Genomic DNA, 22,803 nt, shown 5'->3' with positions numbered 1-22,803 from the left:
TAAAAGCAAAAGTGATGGAACGCAATAGGAAAACAGGTACACGCCCAAATTTAAAAACCAAGCAATTCTCTACACTGCATATCGAGATATTTGAACAGATACTTGTTTCAGGCAAAACTAACTGGGAACTAAATAAACAATTTGGATACACTAAACGATCGCATTGTATAGTTGATCATTCACGCAAAGTAATGTACAAATTGCTTGCACTTGAAAAGCTTACGAGGGAAGAAAATATGGAAAAAGTGATTTATCCGCGCATATATAAATTTTGGTGGAAGCGTTTGCTTGACAATAACAGACAAGCTTTGCTAACAAACGCGATCATGCCTGAGTATTACGAAGAAATAAATGTCAATTAAAAATATTTAGCAGGCATGTGTGCGGGGTATTAGCAAAATAACATCTCCAATTTTGGCATCTTATTTGGAAAGGTTTACTGAAAGACTATTTTGATAATTGTTATTTGATTATTGCCTTATTTACATTATTAAGCTAATGATTGGATAACTATTCAATAGAAATATCCATCGTAATATTTGTTGTTAATACCCATTACTGTAGGATATATGATTAGTTATTAATATTTTTCATTATATTATTTATTTGTTACTCGTTTGTAACTAAAGCTATGTAAGTAATTGATAGTCAAATATTTGTTACTTTATGTATCGGTAAGTAGTCAATATAAAATATTGATAATCAAGTTGTTTTAATTTTCTTCAGAAAGTAAAAGTCCTATTCTGTTTTTCTTAACGTATTGGCATAAATAGCGTATAATAGCATCACCATGGTGATGAAAAGAAACTTTTTCATGATTTGTTTATTGTCACTTGAAACTAGATTAGGGAAGTGCAAATTATCAATTCAAAAAATTATTTGTTTAACATTGGGTTTTTATTTCTGTAACTTTATGGGAATGATTTCCCCGTCATGACAGTTTATAGCACCCATTCGGACTACGAATTAGCCTCCTTATTAAAGGATGGCGACCATGCGGCGTTTACAGAAATTTACCATCGTTATAAAGGTCTATTATACATCCATGCGTTGAAATTATTGAAAAATGAAGATGAAGCACAAGATGTCATTCATGAATTGTATACGGCTCTTTGGAATAAAGCCAGCGATTTTAATCTGGATATTCCTTTACGAGCCTATCTCTATCGAGGTGTAAAAAACCGGATATTTGATATTTTCGCCCATCAGAAAATACGATCCGGTTATATCGAAAAATTTGGAGAGGTCATAGAACGAGGCGAATGGATTACAGATGAAAAAATTAGGGAGAAAGAACTAATCTCCGCGATTGAAGAAGGACTGAATTTATTGCCCCCCAAAATGCGTGAGGTTTTTGAATTGAGCCGCTTTTCGGGCCTGTCACATAAAGAGATTGGAATAGAATTGAGCATCTCGGATAAAACCGTGAAAACTCAAGTTCATAATGCGCTCCATATATTACGTTTAAAGATCGGTTCTTTCCTGGTTATCCTGCTCCTGATACATGGAATTACTAGCCAAAAAAATAGCCATGTAAATTTTTTGCAAATAAATTGTAAAATCATCTACACCCAACCCACTGTTCAACCGTAGTGTGATAAAGGGGGGATCTTATCTCTCTTATGTACTATGGCTACAGAAAAAATTAAAGACCTTTTACAGAAGCAACAATCCGGTCAGTTAACTGACGAGGAAAAGGCCATACTTGATACTTGGTATTTAAAATTGAGCCAAACTGAAACGGCTGAGGTGAATGAAAGCGATATGACCAATCGCTTGGATGCCGTTTGGGCGGGATTGCAGGTCAATAAGAAGTCACCAGAGAAAATTTATAATCTTTGGCTCCGTATAGCCGCGGCCGCTTCAATCTTGCTGATCTTATCAATTGGTGGTTATTTGGCGCTTCGCAAACTACAGCAACCGGTACAAATTGCACAAACTCAAATTAAGGATATCCTACCGGGCCACAATCAGGCTACATTGACTTTGGCAAATGGACGGAAAATCGTATTGACCAAAGGTTTAACAGGGCAACTGGCCACACAGGGGGCGACGGTTATACAAGCCAATGGAAATAATATCAGCTATAATGACGAAAAAAAATCTACACCGATCAGCTATAATACGTTAGTTACGGCGCGGGGCGAGCAATCGCCTTACCCACTGATTTTAGCTGACGGTACTAAGGTATGGCTGAATGCGGCTTCCAGTATTACGTTTCCAACGGCCTTTCCGGGCAAGGAACGTATCGTAAAAATCACCGGCGAGGCTTACTTTGAGGTAGCGCATAATAATAAGCAGTCGTTTAAAGTCGAAAGCGCGGGGCAAGTTACCGAAGATATCGGCACGCATTTCAACGTCATGACTTATGCCGATGAACCTGTTTCTAAGGTTACCTTAGCAGAGGGTTCGGTAAAGGTCAATGGGCACCTGCTCAAACCGGGTGAACAGACGATCAATACGAATGGCCTGATCAAGATAGCCCAGGCGAACGTGGGGTTTGAGCTGGCCTGGAAAGATGGTTATTTCCGTTTTACTGGTTCGCCGATCACCTCAGTCATGCGGGAACTGGCGCGTTGGTATAATATCGAAGTAATTTACCAGGGCAAAATCTCTACCGATGGTTATTATGGTACCATTTCAAGGTATAAAAATATAAGCCAGGCATTACACATGCTTAGCTATTCAAACCAAGTGCATTTTAAGATGGAAGGAAGGAGGATAATAGTCACGGAGTAAAACCCTTACTTATTTTTTTTGGATAACCCAAAGATAAGCCACCCCGGCGGTAACCGGAATGGCTATATGACCTGGATTTTAACTAATTAATTAAAACTATTTAAACCCGCGTTTTACCTGCCCCATCTCGACAATGAAAAGGTGCGACGCTAAACCAAATCAAACAAATGTACAAATTTTACCCTAAAATTTTTGTGCAACCCCCTGGTTGCGCTTCCAAATTACTATTAGTGATGAAATTAACTACCTTACTAATAACCCTTACCATTTTACAAGTAAGCGCGGCAACTTATGCGCAGAAAATTACTTTGTCAGAAAAAAATGCGTCGTTGATAACTGTGTTTGATGATATCAAGTCGCAGACGGGCTATGACTTTATGATTTCAATGGGTGTTTTGCGATCTGCAAATACGGTTACAATAAATGTTAAAAATATACCGCTGCAAGAAGTATTAAAACAAATATTTCAAAATCAGCCATTAACGTATGAGGTAGCTGATAAAAGTATATTGGTAAAGCAAAAAGACCCTCCGTTGCTAACAAATGTCAAAGACAAAGTAGCCACACTCCTTGCCCTTCCCGCAGATGTAAACGGAAGAGTAGTTGATAGCCTGGGGCAACCTGTGATAGGCGCAAACGTAAGCCTTAGTATAAATGGAATGTCTTATGGTATAGCCACTGATAATAAGGGTGATTTTCATTTTAATAAGGTGCCGCAAGGGCGTTACACATTACTCGTGACTTATATAGGTTATAGCAAATTGGAAAAGATTGTGAAAGTGGATGGCAAGGATTTGACGCTCAATTTAGTAATGCGTAATTCAACTTCGGCACTTGATCAAATCCAAGTCATCGCTTATGGCACCGAATCCAGGCGTTTTAGTGTTGGATCTGTATCCACTGTTACTGCCGAAGATATCGAAAAGCAACCGGTAACCAACCCTTTACTTGCATTGCAAGGCCACGCTCCCGGCTTGGCTATCACCTCCACCGGCGGCATACCCGGGTCGCAGGTAACTGTTCAGATCAGGGGCCAAAATACTTTGCTGAGCAATTCGCTTACTAATACAACCAATCTAAAACCCTACGATCAACCCTTATTTATAATAGATGGTGTTCCGTTCGCGACAAAAAATGTTAATATCAATCAATTATCCACACTGGTGACTACAAGTAATTTCACAGGGGGGAGTAGTAACCAAACTCAGGGAGGTTTCAGCCCTTTTAACAACATTAACCCAGCTGACATTGAAAGCATCAGCATACTAAAAGATGCTGACGCAACTTCTATTTACGGTAGTGAAGGGTCTAATGGTGTTATCATTATTACCACTAAAAAAGGGAAAGCCGGCCCTACGGCGTTTGATTTGAATGTAAACACAGGCTTCAATTCGGCTGCCGATGCTGTTCAAATGATGAATACACAGCAATACCTGCAATTTAGAAACGATGCCTTTGCAGCAAATGGGGTAACACCAAGCAACAATCCGAATAATTTTTCAGCCTATGCTCCCGACCTTACCATTTTTGATCAGAGCAAATACACCAACTGGGAAAAGGTTATTTATGGCAAAACCACCAGTAATACCGATGTGCATGGTAGCCTGTCTGGCGGCACGGCTAATAATACTTTTATGATGTCAGCCGGTTATAACAAATCAACCTATAATTATCCTGGTAATTTTGCTGACCAGCGATTTACATTTCACAGCAACCTTCACCATATCTCCACAGATAAACGCCTTGCTATAGATATGATCACTGATTTTGGTTATGACCAAAATAACTCCGCATCTTCTGGGGGCGGGAAGGATATAGTTTTGCCGCCGAATTTACCCAGTTTGTTAAGTCCGTCCGGTGGTTTAATTTGGAATTATAAGGGGGTGGATCTAACCAGTGATCAATTTTATAGTGGATTGCAGCAGCCTACCACTTTGCAGAATTATAATTTTAATTACGCATTTCATATTTCCTATAAAATATGGGATGGGTTAAGCATAGGTGCTGATTTGGGTTATAACCGTAATAGTACAAACGAGCATAATATTAATCCGCTTTCGGCACAAAATCCGGCATTGAGCAATAGTATCGCTACTGCAACCTTCACCAACTCCATCAATGAAACGATCAACATAGAGCCACAAATTAAATACAACAAAACTTTTGGCAAAGGAGTTTTCAGCGCGTTGGTAGGTTCAACCTATAAAAAGCAACCAAGCTATTCAACCCAGCTAACGGGAAGCGGGTATCCAAATATTAACTTTCTCGGGTCGATTGACGGTGCTACAACAATATCCGCTTTTGATGCATCCAGCATTTATAAATATAGTGCAGGTTTCGCCCGTATAAATTACATTTATAACAGTGAGTTCATCTTTGAGTTGACAGGCAGGCGGGACGGCTCCAGCTATTTTGGCCCCGGGAAACAATTTGGTAATTTTGGCTCTGGTGCTGCCGGCTGGATATTTACGGAGGAGAAAATTTTTAAAAACGCTCCGTCTATATTGAGTTATGGTAAACTATCAGGTAGCTATGGAACTTCCGGGGGCAACGCTGGCCAGGCATACCAATACAATACTTTATACCAAACTATTCAATATGTCCCTAGTTTCCAGGGTAGCACACCAACTACTCCTTATAACGCCTACAATCCTGATTATAGCTGGGGTGTAAAAAAATCTTTGAACATAGCGTTAGACCTTGGCCTTTTTAATAACCGCCTTTTATTGAATGCTACTTTTTACAGAGACCGAGAAAGTAACCAGTTAGTAAATTATCCTTTACCCATACAAACAGGCTTTTCATCGGTACTTGGTAATTTAGATGCTACGGTTCAGAACCAGGGCTTTGAATTTTCCATCATCTCAACTAACATTAAAACCAAAGATTTTTCCTGGAAAACCAACTTTAATTTGTCTTTTAACCGGAATAAATTGATTTCGTTTCCAAACCTGGCAAATTCTTCTTATAGCGAGCAGTACGTTATAGGGCAGCCAACCTCTATCATCTACGGTTATAAATACAAGGATGTAAATCCTACTACCGGATTGTTTGAGTTTTACAAGGCTGACGGGAAAACGGTTACCTCTAATCCTACTGCTGGCGTGGCCTCAGTTGGTGGTGACCAGGTTCCTATTGCCAACCAGGAGGTAAAATACATGGGGGGCTTCGGAAATAATTTTAGCTATAAACAGTTTAGTCTTTATATTTTTTGTCAATTTTCCAGCCAGAACGCGCCGAGTTACTTATCACAATTATATTCCAATTATCCAAATGGATTTGAATTTAATCAACCTACGGCAGTGCTAAATAATTATTGGAAAGCACCCGGCGATGTTGCCCAGTTGCAGAAATTAGCAAACGGTTACAGCTCCTCCGCTTTTTTAACTGGGCTGAAATTTGACCAGTCAAGCGGAGTTTACACCGATGATACATATCTGCGTGTAAAAACTGTTTCATTGGCTTACCAACTACCTGATGCCTTTCTTAAAAAGATACATGTAAAAGGGGGAAGCGTGTTTATGAATGGCCAAAATTTGCTGACGTTCACCGACTATAAAGTGGGGGATCCGGAACTACCCGGTACATATACCTCTTTTCCTATACAGCGTATTCTGGCATTTGGTTTAAATCTCAAATTTTAAGTAAAAATGGTTATGAAAAAGATTTTTTTTAATACAAATAAAATAATAATCGGCCTTTTGTTGGTTGCCGGGTTATTTGCATCCTGCAAAAAACTCATCGAGATACCTGCAAATCCAACTTCACAGGTTACCCAGCAGGAAGAATTTGCTGATAGTGCATCAACTATGTCCGCTGTTGCCGGCGTTTATGTTTATAATGGAGGGAACGGTTTTGGCTATAGTGATGGAGATATGACTGTTTGCAGCGCACTTTCTGCTGACGAAGTGACAACCAGCATCTCAAGCGACGCGCAGCAATTTTATACCTATACCTTAACCTCGTTAAATAGTTATATTACTGGCAACTTGTGGTCATATCCTTACCAAAGCATGTTCCAGGTAAATTCGGTATTGAGTGGTGTTGCCAATAACAGTGCTTTGTCTGCTGCATTCCAAAAGCAGATCACGGGAGAAATGGAGGTTGTACGTGCCCTGTATTATTTCAACCTGGTGAATATATTTGGTGGTGTACCGCTGGTAACCACAACAAATTATGCTGCGACTGCCCATCTGCCGAGGGCTACTACTACTGCAATATATGCCCAGATAAAGGCCGACCTTACCGATGCCGAAAAAAAATTGACAGCAACCTATCCATCACCAGGGCGGTTCCGGCCCAATCTGTACACAGCAATGGCGCTGCTTGCAAAAGTTGATTTATACCTGGGTAATTGGCAAAGTGCTTATACTGAAGCCAATTCGGTTATCAATTCCGGTTTATATAATGTGGCCAATGTTCCTTTAAATGGTGTATTTCTTAATGGCAGTAATGAAGCTATATGGCAATTGCCGGCAAATGGTCTATTTGGAGTAAATAGTGATGCAGCGCATTTTCTACCTCTATATTCCGGAGCAACCCCTAATTACCCGGTAACACCGTTTTTGTTAAATGCATTTGAGGCCGGAGACCAACGCCTGCAAAATTGGATAGGCTCAACATCTGTAGGTAACCAAACGTTTTCTTATTCGAATAAATATAAAAATTTAGATGCAACCGTAACAACCGAAGATCAAATGATATTGAGGTTAGCCGAAGTGTACCTGATCCGCGCCGAAGCTGCCGCGCATATTAATAATTTACCCCAGGCTATAGCAGATATAAATACTATACGTACCCGGGCCGGGTTACCGAACACTACCGCTGATGTAACATCGCCAACTGCCGTACTTAACGCCGTTATGCACGAAAGGCAAACAGAGCTTTTTTGTGAATGGGGCAACCGTTGGTTTGATTTGAAAAGGACAGGGACAGCAGCAGCGGTGCTTGGCTCGGAAAAGACAGGTTACAGTACTAATGCCGCGCTATATCCCTTACCACAGACGCAAATTCAGTTAGACAATTTGCTGATCCAAAATCCAGGTTATTAATAATTAATATATTCTGATAGCAATACAACGTAATTACTTCCGGGATATAATTATATCCCGGATAGTGATTTTTATTTCAAAAAACAATGATTGAACATCCGATATTAAGTATAAAAAATTTATCACACCGATACAGTAGTAGTTGGGCTATACGTGACATTGATCTGGAAATAAACCGAACCGGGATTTTAGGTTTGCTTGGTTCCAACGGGGCAGGTAAATCAACCACCATGAATATCATGTGCGGTGTTTTAAACCAGACAGAAGGCAGTGTACTGATCAATGGAATAGATATCCGCGAGCAGCCAGAGCTGGCAAAAAGGCAAATAGGTTTCCTCCCTCAAAATCCACCTTTATATCTGGACCTGACGGTAGATGAATATCTTATTTATACCGCGGAACTACGGAAGATGGAATATAGGCAGATTAAACCCGCATTGGAAGAAGCTAAAGAACGCTGCGGAATAGCCCACTTTAGCAATCGGCTGATCAAAAATCTGTCGGGCGGTTACCGCCAGCGGGTAGGGATCGCGCAGGCTATTATCCATAAACCTAAGCTGGTTGTAATGGATGAGCCAACCAATGGTTTAGATCCAAACCAGATTACAGAGGTGCGCACACTGATCAAAGAAATAGCTGTAGAACACGCGGTTATTTTCTCTTCCCATGTTTTATCAGAAGTACAAATGTTATGCAAAGAGATCAAAATGATTGCTGACGGACGCATTGTTTTTTCCGATACGATGGATGCCTTTAATAATTACGTTGAACCGCATAGTGTATTGATGCAAATGGAAAACCCGCCGGTAACAGCGGAGCTATTAAAGATAGCCGGTGTGGATAAAGTGGACTTCGTAACAGAACGGCAAGCCCGCGTTTATTTTACCGGTGACCGGGAAATTACCGAACGGCTTATAGCAGCGAGCGTGCATAACGGCTGGCGCTTAAGCGAGATCAGCCTTGATAAAACGGCCCTCGATGAGATCTTCAAACAATTGTCTACTAAAACCATGCAATCCTAATTATTCCCTATAATGAAATTAATTTTAAAAATAGCGAGGGCAGAACTTCGCAATCTGTTCTATTCGCCTATAGCCTGGTTTTTAACCGTCGCTTTTATGGTAGAATGTGCGCTTACCTATACAGGTTTATTAAACAACTATGCAATTACACAGGAAACAGGTGGTGTAGGACTAACCTACATGTCTCAAATAACATATAAGACTTTTTCAAGCCCATTTGGATTATTCGTTGGTATCATGCAGAACCTGTATTTGTATATTCCCTTATTAACCATGGGCCTCATCAGCCGGGAAATTAATGGGGGCACCATCAGCCTGCTGTATTCATCTCCGGTAAAAATAAAAGAAATTGTTTTCGGTAAATACCTTGCTATGATGGCCTATAGCTTAATTCTGTTATTGGTGATAGGCATTTTTATGGTAGCAGGTGTTTTTGATATCAAGGCGGCAGACTATGGGATACTTTTGTCGGCCGCTCTTGGCTTTTATCTGCTGTTATGTGCTTATTCAGCTATAGGTCTTTTTATGTCAAGCCTTACCAGTTACCAGATAGTTGCGGCAGTAAGCACCTTTGTAATGATAGGGATATTGACTTATATAGGCACCTTATGGCAAAGTGTGGCTTTTGTGCGTGACCTAACCTATTTTCTATCGCTTACGGGCCGTACCCATCATATGCTTATAGGGCTGATATCTACAAACGATGTGATCTATTTTATTGTCATTGTATATATCTTTCTGGGCTTAACCATTTACAAACTGCAATCGGGACGCGAAACAAAAGCATGGTACGTAACCGGAAGCCGCCATCTGGCCATTGTTTTTTCAGCGCTTTTTATCGGTTATATAAGTTCTCGTCCAACCCTTATCGGTTACCTGGATACTACCGCTAATCAAGACAATACACTTACCCCTAATGCGCAGCAAATTATTAAGCAACTGGGCGATGGTAAGTTAGAGATTACCGCCTACAGCAATTTTTTAGATAGTTATTATTTTTTTGGATTACCGGAACAACGTAACGATTATTTAGCCAGGTGGGAACCCTATTTACGGTTTAAACCGGATATCGAATTTCATTTTGTGAGTTATTACGATACGCCTTTCGCCTTAAGTTACGACCTGTTTAGTTCTTACAAAGGCAAAACAATGAAACAGATAGCAGAGCAAAGGGCTAAAGCATCTGATTTGAATTTGTCTGCGTTTGAAACGCCGGAACAAATACAAAAAGACATTGATCTTAAACCCGAGTTGAACAGGTTTGTCATGAAGCTAACTTACAAGGGAAAATCTACCTTCCTGCGCGTTTTCAATGACCAGGCTGTATGGCCGGGCGAGTCTGAAGTTTCGGCTGCTTTTAAAAGGCTGTTACAAGCCAAAATGCCTGAAATTGCTTTTGTAACCGGTGACGGGGAACGCAGAACCGGTAAAAAAGGCGACAGGGAATATAAGACATTAACAGCTGAAAAAACATTCCGCTACGCGCTCATTAACCAGGGTTTCGATGTAGATACGCTTTCATTAGGTACTCGGGATATTCCGGATAATATTACCACGTTAGTACTTGCAGATCCGCAAAACGATTTGAGTGCAGTAGCTATCCAAAAAATTAAAGCCTACATTAATAAAGGAGGCAATTTGTTAATAGCCGGTGAGCCAGGCAGGCAGCAGCTACTTAATCCTTTACTGAAAACATTAGGCGTGCAGCTGATGAATGGTATGTTGGAACAGGAAAGTGAAGATCATGCACCCACATTGGTACCGCCTAATTTAACAAAAACTGCTATACGCTTATCCCCAATATTAGGTAAGCCATCTATAGACACCTTGCCTGTTTCTATGAATGGAGTGTCGGCATTATCTTATCACGACACCAGTGGATTTAATATACAGCCATTGCTGGTAACCAAAGCCGGGGCTGCCCAAAATACTATGGCACGTAACCCTGATTTGGATATGGTTAATACCAAAGGGGGGGCTGATATGGAATCAACAGGAGGGCATCCAATTATTTCTTCAGGTTTTCATGTCGTAAGGATGGGTGATGGAAATACACAGAATTTTGGTGCTAAAAGAGTTGTAAAAAGATATGCTTCAATGCCTGCAAACAAAAATAATTCAAAGGAGACCTATACTACGGCATTAGCCTTAACGCGACAAATAAATGGTAAACAACAACGCATCATTATAAGCGGCGATGCTGATTTTATGGGCAATGCAGAATTACTAAGATACGAGCCTAAAACGGCGAACTTTTATTTTAGTACTGCTTTATTCAATTGGTTGGATTATGGTCAATTTCCTATAAATACCTTGCGTCCGGATGGCAAAGACAACAGGGTAACAGTAAGTACAGATCGTGTAGCGTTTTTAAAGTTTCTGTATGTATGGCTATTACCTGGTTTGATATTAATCATTGCTGCCATCTTTTTAATTCGCCGTAAACGAAAATAGTTATGTTATTTACGACAGATAAGCAAACGCAGGAAGACTTGAATATTTATGGCAAGCAGGGAACGGATTCGATCCTTTCCCTGTTTAACAGGACGGCTACGCTTAACGGGGCAAAGTTGCTTGAAGAAATGTTCCGCTATCCGCTCTCGGATGCAGAGAAGATCAATATGCGAAGTGAAAAGATCAGCTACCTGAAAACCACCCTGGCGGTGTTCCCATTTAGCTCCGAAGGGTTCGATCAAGCAGAGCAGTATTTGGCTGTTACGGACGAAAGGACGAAGCTATCGGCGGAAAAACCCACGCTGGAAAAAAAGCTAAGTAACCTGGTAGCGGTGGATGCGGACTATAAGCAGATCACTAACGGAATAAGCGGACTCACGGAGATTGTACAGCAACTGCAGACCCTGTTAAAAGGCACCCTGCTATCAACAGATAGTCCTCTGAAGAATGACCCGGAAACACAACATATCCAAACATTATTGACCACAGAGCCGTTTCGTTTTCTTTTACAGGAAAATCCGAAGGCCAAACTGCCCTATGAAAAACTGGCAGGTTACGATACTATGCTTAGGTTTCGCTATAGGGAAGCGGTTAACCAAATATTACAATACATCTACCAATTGGATGTATATATAACGGTAGCCAGGACAGCCACCGAACGCAACTATATCTTCCCCAAAGCCCTGCCTAAAGAAGAACATGTTATCAAAATAGCAGGCTTTTACCACCCTCAGCTAAAGAACGCGGTAGGCAATAATCTAACGATTACACCAAACAGTAACGTTGTTTTTTTAACCGGGGCGAATATGGCAGGCAAATCTACGTTCATGAAATCGTTAGCTATAGCCATGTACCTTGCGCATATGGGCTTTCCGGTAGCAGCAAAAGAAATGGAGTTTTCGGTACTTGACGGTATTTATACCACGATCAATTTACCGGATAACCTGGGGATAGGGGCCAGCCACTTTTATGCAGAAGTATTACGGATCAAAAAGATAGCCAAAGAGCTGAGTACAGACAAAACCATCTTTGTAATATTTGATGAGATGTTCAGGGGCACCAATGTAAAGGACGCTTATGAAGCCACTATTGCTGTAACAGCAGCCTTTGCTAAAAAGCGCAACAGTGTATTTGTGATCTCCACGCACATTGTAGAAGCGGGAGCAATATTGAAGGAACGTTGCGCCAATATCAGTTTTAAATACCTGCCTACCCGTATGAACGGAACAAACCCTGAATACACCTATATACTGGAAAGCGGCATTACCGACGACCGGCACGGGATGATCATTATTAACAATGAAGGTATCCTGGAACTGCTAAAGAAAAATAAGGGGGTAACCGCAATATGAGCTTTATAGCCGATAAACAAACGCTGGAAGACCTGAACATTTTGGGTAAGTATAAACAACATTCTGTTTTCAACCTGTTCAACAAAGTTAAAACGGTAGGAGGGGAAAAACTGCTTAGCGAGATGTTTCAAAGTCCGCTCCTTAATCATGAAGCAATCAACCGGCGCAGCGCCATTTTTCAATACTTTCAAAGCAAACAAATCACTTTCCCATTCAGCAATGAACAGTTCAGCCGGTTGGAGAACTACCTGGGCAGTAGCAGCGCAAACAATTACCTGTCAACATTACTTACACTGGCCCAAAAGAAATTGTTAGGCGCTGTAATACGGGATGAAGAATACCAACATATTAAAACCGGCTTGCAGCAAACCATAGCCATATTAAACAGTTGCAAAATATTCATCAGCCAACTCGAAGAAACAAGAGAACAGCAATATCCCCCATTCTACGATGAATTGCTAACAGTAAAAAATATACTGAACAATCCAAAACTGCAATGGCTGGCAACATGGCAAAGCACCCGCCAAACATCCTTACAAAAAACAGCTAAGTACGACCACCTGTTAAGGCACACGATGCGGGCACCGTTAACAATAGTAATGAACATATTTCACCAGCTGGATGTGTATATAGCTGTAGCTGGTCTGGCACAGGAAAAGGGATTCAGCCATGCCCATGCCCTGCCTGCTGGAAGCAACCTCTTCATGGCCGTTGAATTAAGCCATCCTTGTATTGAAAAAGCGGTAGCCAACCCGGTAGACTTTAATCAGGAAAGCAACATGATCTTTTTGACAGGGGCGAACATGGCCGGCAAGTCTACGTTTATGAAAGCCTTTGGCATAAATGTTTACCTGGCACACATGGGCTTCCCTGTAGCAGCCAAAGAAATGAAGTTTTCAGTGAGAGAAGGCCTCTACAGTTCCATTAATGTACCGGACAACCTGGATATGGGCTACAGTCATTTTTATGCGGAAGTATTAAGGGTAAAAAAGGTAGCTGAAGCAGTAAGCAAAGAAAAAAGCCTGGTAATCATATTTGATGAGCTGTTTAAGGGCACCAATGTAAAAGACGCATATGATGCGACACTTGCAGTAACAGCTGCCTTTAGTGAGTACCGGAATTGCCTGTTCATAATTTCAACGCATATTATAGAAGCAGGAGAAGTGTTGCAGAAAGAGCAAGATAACATTCAACTCCTATATCTGCCCACCATCATGAATGGTACTATACCTGCTTATACCTACCAGCTGCAGCCGGGTATTTCTAGTGACAGGCATGGAATGATGATCATTGAAAATGAAGGTATACTGGAACTACTTAAGTAATTTTTAAATAAGCAAGCCGCAAATGCCGGCGATCCACAAAAAATAATCAAAATGAAAAAAAACTTTTATTATGTACGCCATATAATTTTACTGGCGTTGATTTTCTTATTTTCCATAAATGGAGATTGCCAGCAGGTTAAAAAAGAATCTTCAGTACTACCCTTGGATCCTATGGTTCGTACGGGAAAACTACCAAATGGCTTCATGTATTACATCCGTCACAATGAAGAGCCGAAGAACCGGGTAATGATGTACCTGGTGAACAAGGTAGGTTCAGTATTGGAAGATGAAGACCAGCGAGGGCTGGCGCATTTTATGGAACACATGAGCTTTAACGGAACTAAACATTTTCCGCATAACGAGTTGGTGGATTACCTACAGAAGGCAGGGGTACGTTTCGGTGCGGATATCAACGCCTATACCAGCTTTGACGAAACGGTATACGAGCTGCCGATCCCGTCAGATAAGCCTGAGCTGCTACAAGGCGGTCTGGAGATCATGCGTGACTGGGCGCATGAGGCACTACTCGACCCGGAAGAAATTGATAAGGAACGCGGCGTGGTATTGGAAGAAAAACGTTTGGGCAAAGGTGCGGGCGAGCGGATGCAGCGTAAATACTGGCCTGTAATTCTGAATGATTCACGCTACGCGGTCCGTGTCCCGATTGGTTTGGATACGGTACTTGACAATTTTAAACGACCAGTGATCGCCCGTTTTTATAATGACTGGTACAGGCCGGACCTGCAGGCATTAATTATTGTGGGCGATATTAATGTTGATCAGATCGAAGCAAGTATTAAACAACAATTTGCAAGTCTGAAAAACCCGGTACACGAAAGAGTACGCACCAAATATACCGTGCCATTAACCGGGAAAAACCAGTTTATGGCGGTAACGGATAAAGAAATGACCACCACGGAAGCTGAAATACTGATCAAACATAAAGCGCCTGAGCAAAGAACTGCGGAAGATTACCGAAGTGCATTGGTGCAGGGCCTTTTTGACCGGATGCTAAGCGAACGATACGCAGAACTGCTACGACAGGCAGATCCACCGTTTATAGCAGGTAGCGCAGGCATATCTGGATTTATGGGCGGATTGGATCTATATGACGCAAGTGTACAGACAAAACCCGGAGAGCTTGAAAAAGGACTGAAAGCTGTATGGCGGGAAACAGAAAGACTGAAACGATTCGGCTTTACGGCAACTGAACTGGAACGGGCCAAAACAGCAGACCTGAACGCAGTAGAAAGCGAGCTTAAAGAAAAGGACAAAACCAATTCGGGCAGTTATGTAAAAGAATACCAGGCTTATTTCCTGAGAGGTGAAGCCGCACCCGGAATCGAAAAAGAATATCAGTTAACCAAAAATGACCTGCCGGAAATCACGTTAGCTGATGTTAACAGCCTTGCTAAAACCTACATCACTGCTACTAATCGTGATATATTGATCTTAGCACCGGAAAAGGATAAAAGCAGCCTTCCTGATGAAGTAACCGTAAACCGCTGGTTAAAAGCTATAGAAACGGAAGACCTTACGCCATACAAAGATGAAGTGAGCAAGATGCCACTGTTGAGCGCGGTACCGGTAACCGGCAAGATTAAAAGTGAGGAACAGAACAAAGATCTGAATATCACCACCATCACCCTAAGCAATGGGGTAAAAGTATTGTTGAAGCCTACCGATTTTAAAAACGACCAGATCATATTCAGTTCTTTTGCACCCGGAGGTACCTCGTTATACAGCGATGCTGATTACCAATCAGCTGCAAATGCCGCAGGTATTGTTACAGCAGGCGGAGTGGGCAATTATAACACTGGCGAATTAAGCAAATACCTGGAGGGCAAACAAGTCAGCGTTAAACCCTATATCAATGAAAGATTTCAGGGTATTAGCGGCGGGGCTACGCCTCAAGACCTGGAAACAGCGATGCAATTGATTTATGCCTATTTTACCGAACCCCGAAAGGATTCAGCAATTTTTGAAGGGGCTATAGCACGTTCAAAAGCAGGGTTGACCAACAGGGCGAATGACCCTGCCAGTGTATTCAGTGATACGGTAAGTGCTGTTATGGGAAGCCATAATATCCGCAGGACGGGACCCTCACTTGAGAAATTGGAACAGATCAACCTGGACAGGGCTTACAAGATCTATAAAGAACGCTTTACAGACGCGGGTAATTTTACTTTCACTTTTGTGGGCAGTATTGATACAAATGTCATTAAACCATTGTTAGAAAAATACCTGGGTTCATTACCGGCAACAAATCAGCATGAACAGGCAAAGGACCTAAACATTCATGCGCCATCCGGAAAAATAGAAAGAACAGTTTATAAAGGCAGCGAGCCCAAGGCTACTGTTTATCTGGTATTCTCTGGTAAATATGATTATAGCCCGGAGAATGACGTAAAGATGGACGCCATGAAGGAAACCCTGGAGATACGACTGTTGCAGCGATTACGTGAGGATGAAAGCGGTGTATACAGCCCAGGAGTGCAGGAAAGCACTACAAAATTACCGCAACAGCGTTACAGCTTTCTGGTGCACTTTGGATGCGCGCCGCAAAATGTTGAAAAGCTTATTGCTTCCACATTGGATGAGATCGGTAAGCTTAAAACAGACGGACCGCTGCAGGAAAACGTAGATAAATGGCGTGCGGAAGATAGAACCAGTTTTGAACCGGCCTTAAAAACCAATAGCTTCTGGCTGGGCTATATCAACGGGCAATTACAGAACAGTCAACCTATTGAACAGATTAGCGGTTACAATGCCCTTGTCGACCGGGTTAATCCGGAAGGGCTGAAAGAAATGGCCAAAAAATACTTAAATGGTGATAATTATATCAGACTGGTACTGTTGCCTGAAACCAGTATAGCAAATAAACAATAACCGATGAATGTAAGAAATGCCACTTATCATGATGCAGGAATATCCGAAGTGTTTCAACAAAAGATTGATTTATGGCGAATAGCTAAAGTTGTTCCACGGGCACCTTACAAACGCTTGGTTAAAAATATCAAAAGACAAGGATTTTAGTGATTGATAAAATTGTCTTTGATGCTCCGTTCTTTATAAGATCAGTAAAGTAGTTAGTTACTGTCTGTTAGTTAATTAAATAAAAGTAGTCCCTTGAGCAAGGATCGCTTTTAATGTCTTAAATGATTGATTTATATTTAATTGACATATTCTCATCTTTGAACAGTATTGAGGCTATATTAGATGTTTCGGGTATTCATGCCCAAAGTGTAAAAAAACATAACCGGAGCAGGCTCCGGTTATGTAAACACTAAACTAACTAAACAATTATAATTGTCAGTGTTTTGCACTGACCGGTTTCATCACTTCAATTGAGTGACGCATGCATCGGCACCCAACCGTATGTGTATCACGCTAACCAATTTATATTAACAACAACTATTATCATACTATTTAACATCCCAAAATATTTTGGTTGTTCTGGTATCTTTAGCTTTTATGCTGTTATAATTCGTATTATAAGTAGTTTCAACCGTTGGATATAATAGCCTTGTTGGGGCATTCGCATAATCCGATGGACTGGATACGGGAAAAGTTAAAACCGGGTACTTAGTCCTACGGAATTCCGCCCATGCCTCGTCTGACTGTAGAAAACCAAAATGCACCCATTTTTGGATCCATATTAAAGCAAGCTTATGAGTTTGATCAGTTGCTGTAGTATAACTTACAGTAGGGCTCGCTTCCCAGGTGGCTATGGCAGCATCAGTTGGTGTTGCTACTGTGCCGCCTCCTATACTATTCAGATACTGATAAAAGTAAACCGACTGGTTTAAGGCCAGGTTATAGGCATTTGCTGCAACCCCCAAACCCCAGCGCTCATAAGCTTCTGCTTTAAGGAAGTTAACTTCAGATGCTGTTATAACTATACCTGGCATTTTAATGTTATTTAAAAATGTAGCAGAATCAACAATTGAATAATGCGAATAAGCGGTATCCTGCTGTCCTGTTCCATAAGTTACAGGCATTGCCCTGTAGCTAGTGTTTGGAACAAATACGCCATTAACGGTTGAACCGTATTTGTCAAACATAACCGGTATGCGTGGATCGTTTGCAGGTAACATTACAGTATTTAACTTATAATCCGGTGCCCAGTAGCTATCAATTTCTGTTAATGCTGAATATAATGTACTACTGGTTGTAGTTGTTAAAGGCTGTAAAAGTATATCCGTAGTTGCAGGGCTATAATCTGCCACACCTGCACCATCAATCAATGGGTAGGAGGCCGGGCTGCTTAGCATGGTTGTTACTGCCGCCTTTGCTGTTGATTCATCATAATAGGATATGCGCATTAACAGCCGTAAGCGTACAGAATTTGCATATTCCTGCCATTTAAGTACGCTGCCCTGGTTTAATATATCAGCTTTGCTAAAAGCCGATTGTACGTTGCCATCTAATTTTACAGATCCAAAGTAGGTGGCATCATCATTCAGATCGCTAATCAATGATAAGTAAAGGGCTTTCTGGTCGTCAAATACCGGATTCTTTATAGTACTTGCGGTTTCCAGGTTACCCGCCTGCGAAAAAGGAATATCGCCAAAAGCATCAATCATTTTAGCGGTTCTGTCATCCAGAACTATTTTTGCAGCTTCTAAATATACTTCCTGATCTGCCTGGTTTGCTGTTGAAAGGCCCGCGTAGGCCACTTGCATTGATCGATATACTGCCATAGGGCCGCTACCGTTACCGGCCGGATAGTAATAATCAGACCAATAATTGCCAACATATGAATCACTTTGCTGATACAAGCCCGGGCCATTATCAAATGTTGTGGTTTGCGCGTAAACCGAAAGCTGGGGGAAGAAATAGGTACGCAGGTTCCAATAGGCGGGCCTAACACGGTCGCTGTTTAACATTTCAGTAAAGAACCCGCTGATAATAGGTTTTGTTGATAGCTCGGGATTAAGATAATCCTGATCAATCGTTTTTTTGCATGCGCTAAACGATACAGCCAGCGTAAGCAAAACAGATGTATATATAAATATCTTTTTCATGTTTTTACTAATCTTAAAAAATTAAAAAGTGGCGTTCAATGAAAATCCATAGCTCCTTGTTGATGGTATTGAACCATTGTCGATACCCTGGTTGTACCATTGATTTCCTAAAGTAGTTTCAGGATCAAGGTTTTTAAGCGTACGGTATATGTATAAAAGGTTGCGGCCAATTAATGAGAACCTTATTTTCGACAATCCCAGATTTTTAACAAGACTTTTTGGCAAATAGTACCCTAAAGCAACCTCGCGAAGCTTAATATAACTGTTGTTATAGATAGCTGTCCCCTGGTTTACTGAATTAGGATCACCTGCATCAAATTGATTAAAATAATAATCAGCTGCTGAAATGATGATGTTATTAGGTTTCCCATCTGCTAAAACTCCTGATTGTATTAAACCATCATGGTATACAGTTTGACCAGTCGGCCCGGATGTTGCGCTTGATGGCAGTTGTACATTTACGCCGTTAGCATTGGTATAATAAGTTAAACCACCATCCTGGGTATCCCTGTATTTAAGTGTGCTTGTATACATACCGGCGCTTATGCCGTATTTTAAAGGAGTTGAGATCAATTGACCACCAAACCTGTAATCAACCAATGTAGTTAACGAAAAGCTTTTATAGGTAAAGGTATTGGATATACCTCCCGCAGCCTTAGGATTAATATTCCCTGATTTTACATAACGAGTTTGGTCATTATCATAATATCCGTTAGCATCCACTAAAGGTTTGCCATTTAACGTTTTAATAGGATAAGCATATATATTGCCTAATTCTTCGCCCGGCCTTGCAACAATCTTAATAGCACCACCTTCAAAACTTGAACCCGGCATAATTAATTCTTTCACATCAGGGGCAAGGGCATATACTTTTGTGTTAAAGAATGAATAATTAAGTCTTAGGTCCCACTTAAAGTTCCCTGTAAGGATAGGTGTAGCGTTTAAGGCAACGTCGAGGCCTTTAGTGCCTATTGTACCTACGTTAACAATCTGGCTGGCAGCCCCGTTACTGGGAGCTGTTGATAGCCCTAAGATCTGGTTGTTGATCTTGTTTGTATAAAAACTTACGTCAGCACCTAACCTATCATTTAAGAAACGTAATTCGGTACCAATTTCATATTCATGTTTTCTTTCCGGCTGTAAGGTATTGTTACCGTAAGCCGATGGTATGCTAAGTTGCGGTACTGATCCGTTAATGGTTTGCAACGAAGTTTGTGAATAGGCAATGTTTGATGTATATATAGGCGCAGGATTACCGTTCTGTGTATAAGAAAGCCTCAGTTTACCATAGCTTAAAAACGATGGCAAGCTTTTTCTAAGCAGATCACTAAAAACAAAACTTCCGTTAATAGCAGGATAATAATAGGTGTTATTCTGTGGTGGCAATGTTGATGAAACCTCCTGACGATAGGCGGCCTCTAAAAACAAGTAATCCTTAAAAGAAAGATCCAGCAAACCAAAGGTTCCTTTTTTTATTAGGTATTGCCTTTGATAGGAAGTACTAAGAATTCCTGTTGAATTGCTAAGCGAAAAGAAATTCTCTGTTACCAAGCCCTGTGTTGTGCCTGATGCCTGATCAAGATAGCTTTCGTGCCTGGCCGTGAAACCACCTGTTAATGTAGCGGTGAAATTTTTAACGATTTTCTTGCTGTAGCTTAATAACGCGTCACCGTATAATATTGAATAAATGCCTGATGATACATTGTAAGCACCTGTACTGGTACCGCCGGTATTAAATGCTACCGGGTAATTGTTATAATTTTCAGCGTCTGTATTACGGGCGGTATAATCATTACCCATTCTTAATCTTAATTTCAGGTCCTTGATGATTTCCCAGTTTAATGTAGCGCTTGAATACAACCTATTTTCGGTCTCTGTATATTGGTCTTTTAGTGTACTGAAAAAATAATCATATAAATTTGGCCTAACGTTAAATATAAAAGCCTCGGCGGGATTACGCTGGGTTTGATTGTAAGGCACATATTCAAAGCCGTCACTGGTAAGATATTTCTGCTCTACCAAACCCATATGCTCTTCACGTCCAAAAAAACCATCGAATGAATCGGCCAGCCTGTTGGTTTGATACGGACGATTATCGGTTATCGTATTTACGTAATTAGCAACCAGGTCAACGCTTACAGCTTTGTTCAGGATTAAGCTGCTGTTTAAGCCAAAGGTGTTTTTATGGACACCCGATTCCCTTTGTATACCATCATAATCCAGCCTGGTATATGATATTCTATAATCGGAGTTTTCAGTTTTATTTGATAAGGATACATTTGCACTGGAACTAAAACCGGTACGGAAGATATCCTTGTAATTGTTTGGCTGAGGGGAGTAGGATTGTATGGAGCCATCCCACCATTGTACCTTTTGTCCAAGCATCTTAGGGCCAAAATCAGCATAAGCCCTAAAGTTCGGGCGCCATCCTGATGGAGAATTAGCATCAGGAAAAGTGCCGTCAGCACTGGCACCAACTTCTAAATTTACATCAACCGGGTAACCTTGTCCATATACGTTTTGATAATTCGGCAAAAAGGCAGCCTGCTCTTCAGTGCCGTAATAATTGAAATCAACTGTCGGCCCTTTGCCTTTTATCCCTTTTTTAGTAGTAATAACAATTACACCACTTTCACCATCAGAACCATATAATGCTGTAGCACTACCACCTTTAAGTATATTTATTGATTCAATATCATCAGGGTTAATGTCTAATATACCATTGCCTTCAATCCTTTGGTCGGTATAAAAACCGCTGTTGTTAAATCCGGCCTGGCCGTATTGCTGTTGATTACGTATAATCACCCCATCAACCACATATAACGGGGGTTGGTTATAATTGATAGAGTTGATACCACGGATTTGTATACTAACCGCACTGCTGGCGCCACCGGGCTGTGTCCTTACAATTACACCGGCTGCCTTTCCATATAAGGCCGACGCAAAATTGGTACTTCCCGCTTCGGTAATGTCTTTCGCGCTTATGGTGCTTGTTGCATAACCCAACGCTTTTTGCTGTTGTTTTATACCAAAAGAAGTTACAACTACGTCATTAAGCTTATTGTCCAAAGGACCCAACGCTATATTAAATGTTGTTTGATCAATTACAGGAATTTCCTTTTTTTGATAACCGATATAAGAAACTACTATAATGGCTTTTTTATCAGCTACATCTAATTTAAAAATGCCGTTTTCGTCAGTACGTGTACCTGTTGCAGTTCCCTTTATAGATACCGTAGCACCAAACAATGGACTGCCTTTTTCATCTACAACCTTACCGGTAACAGGGATAGTAATTGGCCGTTCAACAATAGGCTTTTCAATAACTATTATTTTATCCTGCTGTTCCCTATACTCAAGCCTGGTGTTAAGCAGTAACATACCCAATATATCAGCTATCGTTTTATTTTTTGCTGATATATTGACTTCCTGGTAGGGCTTAACCATACCTTCATTGTAAATAAATTCAAATCCAGCCTTTTTACTTATTTGTGAAAAGGCTTCCTTTAATGACTTGTTTTGGAGAGTTATATCTATCCTGACATCTTTAACAGTTTGGCCATTAGATGAACTCGCCCAAAGTAATTGAGACGTTAATACAACGATTAAGAAAATATAAGACGTATACTTCATAATACGGAAAATATCTGATAGTATGCCCCGGGCATAATTTTTCATACCTTTATTTTGTTTTTATTAATGAATAATGAGTTAATTGAAAACATAATAATTACCGGTAAGTGATTGGCGTTACAACACCGGTATTATTAAATTTAGTACCGGAAAGTTTTAAAGCTCTCCGGTACTTCTTTTTTAAGTGGGTTAATAAAATT

The 22,803-nt window shown here is 40.8% G+C and carries 13 protein-coding genes; 11 read left to right on the top strand and 2 right to left on the bottom strand.

Features of this window, described 5'->3' with window-relative positions; genetic code table 11:
* Nucleotides 1–14 precede the first annotated feature (14 nt).
* The 11 genes from BLU33_RS15685 (at nucleotide 15) to BLU33_RS25165 (ending at nucleotide 16,979) form a co-directional block, all read left to right on the top strand.
* The gene (locus BLU33_RS15685; RefSeq protein ID WP_091374938.1) at nucleotides 15–362 is read left to right on the top strand and encodes a hypothetical protein; all 348 of its coding nucleotides are present in this window, start codon (nucleotides 15–17) and stop codon (nucleotides 360–362) included.
* 571 nt (nucleotides 363–933) lie between these two features.
* On the top strand, nucleotides 934–1,593 hold the full coding sequence (locus BLU33_RS15680; RefSeq protein WP_091374933.1) for an RNA polymerase sigma factor: 660 nt from the start codon (nucleotides 934–936) through the stop codon (nucleotides 1,591–1,593).
* A gap of 36 nt (nucleotides 1,594–1,629) precedes the next feature.
* The gene (locus tag BLU33_RS15675; RefSeq protein WP_091374930.1) at nucleotides 1,630–2,739 is read left to right on the top strand and encodes a FecR family protein; all 1,110 of its coding nucleotides are present in this window, start codon (nucleotides 1,630–1,632) and stop codon (nucleotides 2,737–2,739) included.
* A gap of 233 nt (nucleotides 2,740–2,972) precedes the next feature.
* The gene (locus tag BLU33_RS15670; protein WP_232009308.1) at nucleotides 2,973–6,383 is read left to right on the top strand and encodes a SusC/RagA family TonB-linked outer membrane protein; all 3,411 of its coding nucleotides are present in this window, start codon (nucleotides 2,973–2,975) and stop codon (nucleotides 6,381–6,383) included.
* Between the two features lie 12 nt (nucleotides 6,384–6,395).
* Entirely contained in the window at nucleotides 6,396–7,790 is a 1,395-nt protein-coding gene (locus BLU33_RS15665; protein WP_091380652.1) for a RagB/SusD family nutrient uptake outer membrane protein, read from the top strand.
* Between the two features lie 86 nt (nucleotides 7,791–7,876).
* A complete protein-coding gene (locus BLU33_RS15660) occupies nucleotides 7,877–8,812 on the top strand; it encodes an ABC transporter ATP-binding protein (RefSeq protein ID WP_394331781.1) in 936 nt (311 codons plus the stop codon).
* Nucleotides 8,813–8,824: 12 nt separating this feature from the next.
* Complete coding sequence (locus BLU33_RS15655) at nucleotides 8,825–11,266, top strand: Gldg family protein (protein WP_091374922.1); 2,442 nt, start codon at nucleotides 8,825–8,827, stop codon at nucleotides 11,264–11,266.
* A gap of 2 nt (nucleotides 11,267–11,268) precedes the next feature.
* The gene (locus BLU33_RS15650; protein ID WP_091374918.1) at nucleotides 11,269–12,618 is read left to right on the top strand and encodes a MutS-related protein; all 1,350 of its coding nucleotides are present in this window, start codon (nucleotides 11,269–11,271) and stop codon (nucleotides 12,616–12,618) included.
* Complete coding sequence (locus BLU33_RS15645) at nucleotides 12,615–13,943, top strand: MutS-related protein (RefSeq protein ID WP_091374915.1); 1,329 nt, start codon at nucleotides 12,615–12,617, stop codon at nucleotides 13,941–13,943. The genes BLU33_RS15650 and BLU33_RS15645 overlap by 4 nt, the downstream gene beginning before the upstream one ends.
* 51 nt (nucleotides 13,944–13,994) lie before the next feature.
* Entirely contained in the window at nucleotides 13,995–16,832 is a 2,838-nt protein-coding gene (locus BLU33_RS15640) for a M16 family metallopeptidase (protein WP_091374912.1), read from the top strand.
* A gap of 3 nt (nucleotides 16,833–16,835) precedes the next feature.
* Nucleotides 16,836–16,979 (top strand): hypothetical protein, encoded by a 144-nt coding sequence (locus tag BLU33_RS25165; RefSeq protein WP_157682172.1) that lies wholly within the window; start codon nucleotides 16,836–16,838, stop codon nucleotides 16,977–16,979.
* A gap of 389 nt (nucleotides 16,980–17,368) precedes the next feature.
* Here the strand turns inward: BLU33_RS25165 and BLU33_RS15635 are convergent, their stop codons facing one another.
* Together BLU33_RS15635 and BLU33_RS15630 are read right to left on the bottom strand one after the other, a co-directional pair.
* A complete protein-coding gene (locus tag BLU33_RS15635; RefSeq protein ID WP_091374909.1) occupies nucleotides 17,369–18,970 on the bottom strand; it encodes a SusD/RagB family nutrient-binding outer membrane lipoprotein in 1,602 nt (533 codons plus the stop codon).
* Nucleotides 18,971–18,991: 21 nt separating this feature from the next.
* Complete coding sequence (locus tag BLU33_RS15630; protein WP_091374904.1) at nucleotides 18,992–22,648, bottom strand: SusC/RagA family TonB-linked outer membrane protein; 3,657 nt, start codon at nucleotides 22,646–22,648, stop codon at nucleotides 18,992–18,994.
* Nucleotides 22,649–22,803: the final 155 nt, after the last annotated feature.

It is taken from the genome of Mucilaginibacter mallensis, assembly GCF_900105165.1.
In the GTDB taxonomy this organism is placed as follows: domain Bacteria; phylum Bacteroidota; class Bacteroidia; order Sphingobacteriales; family Sphingobacteriaceae; genus Mucilaginibacter; species Mucilaginibacter mallensis.
Note: the sequence above shows the minus strand (reverse complement) of the source record. Positions and strands in the feature narration are given on the sequence as shown.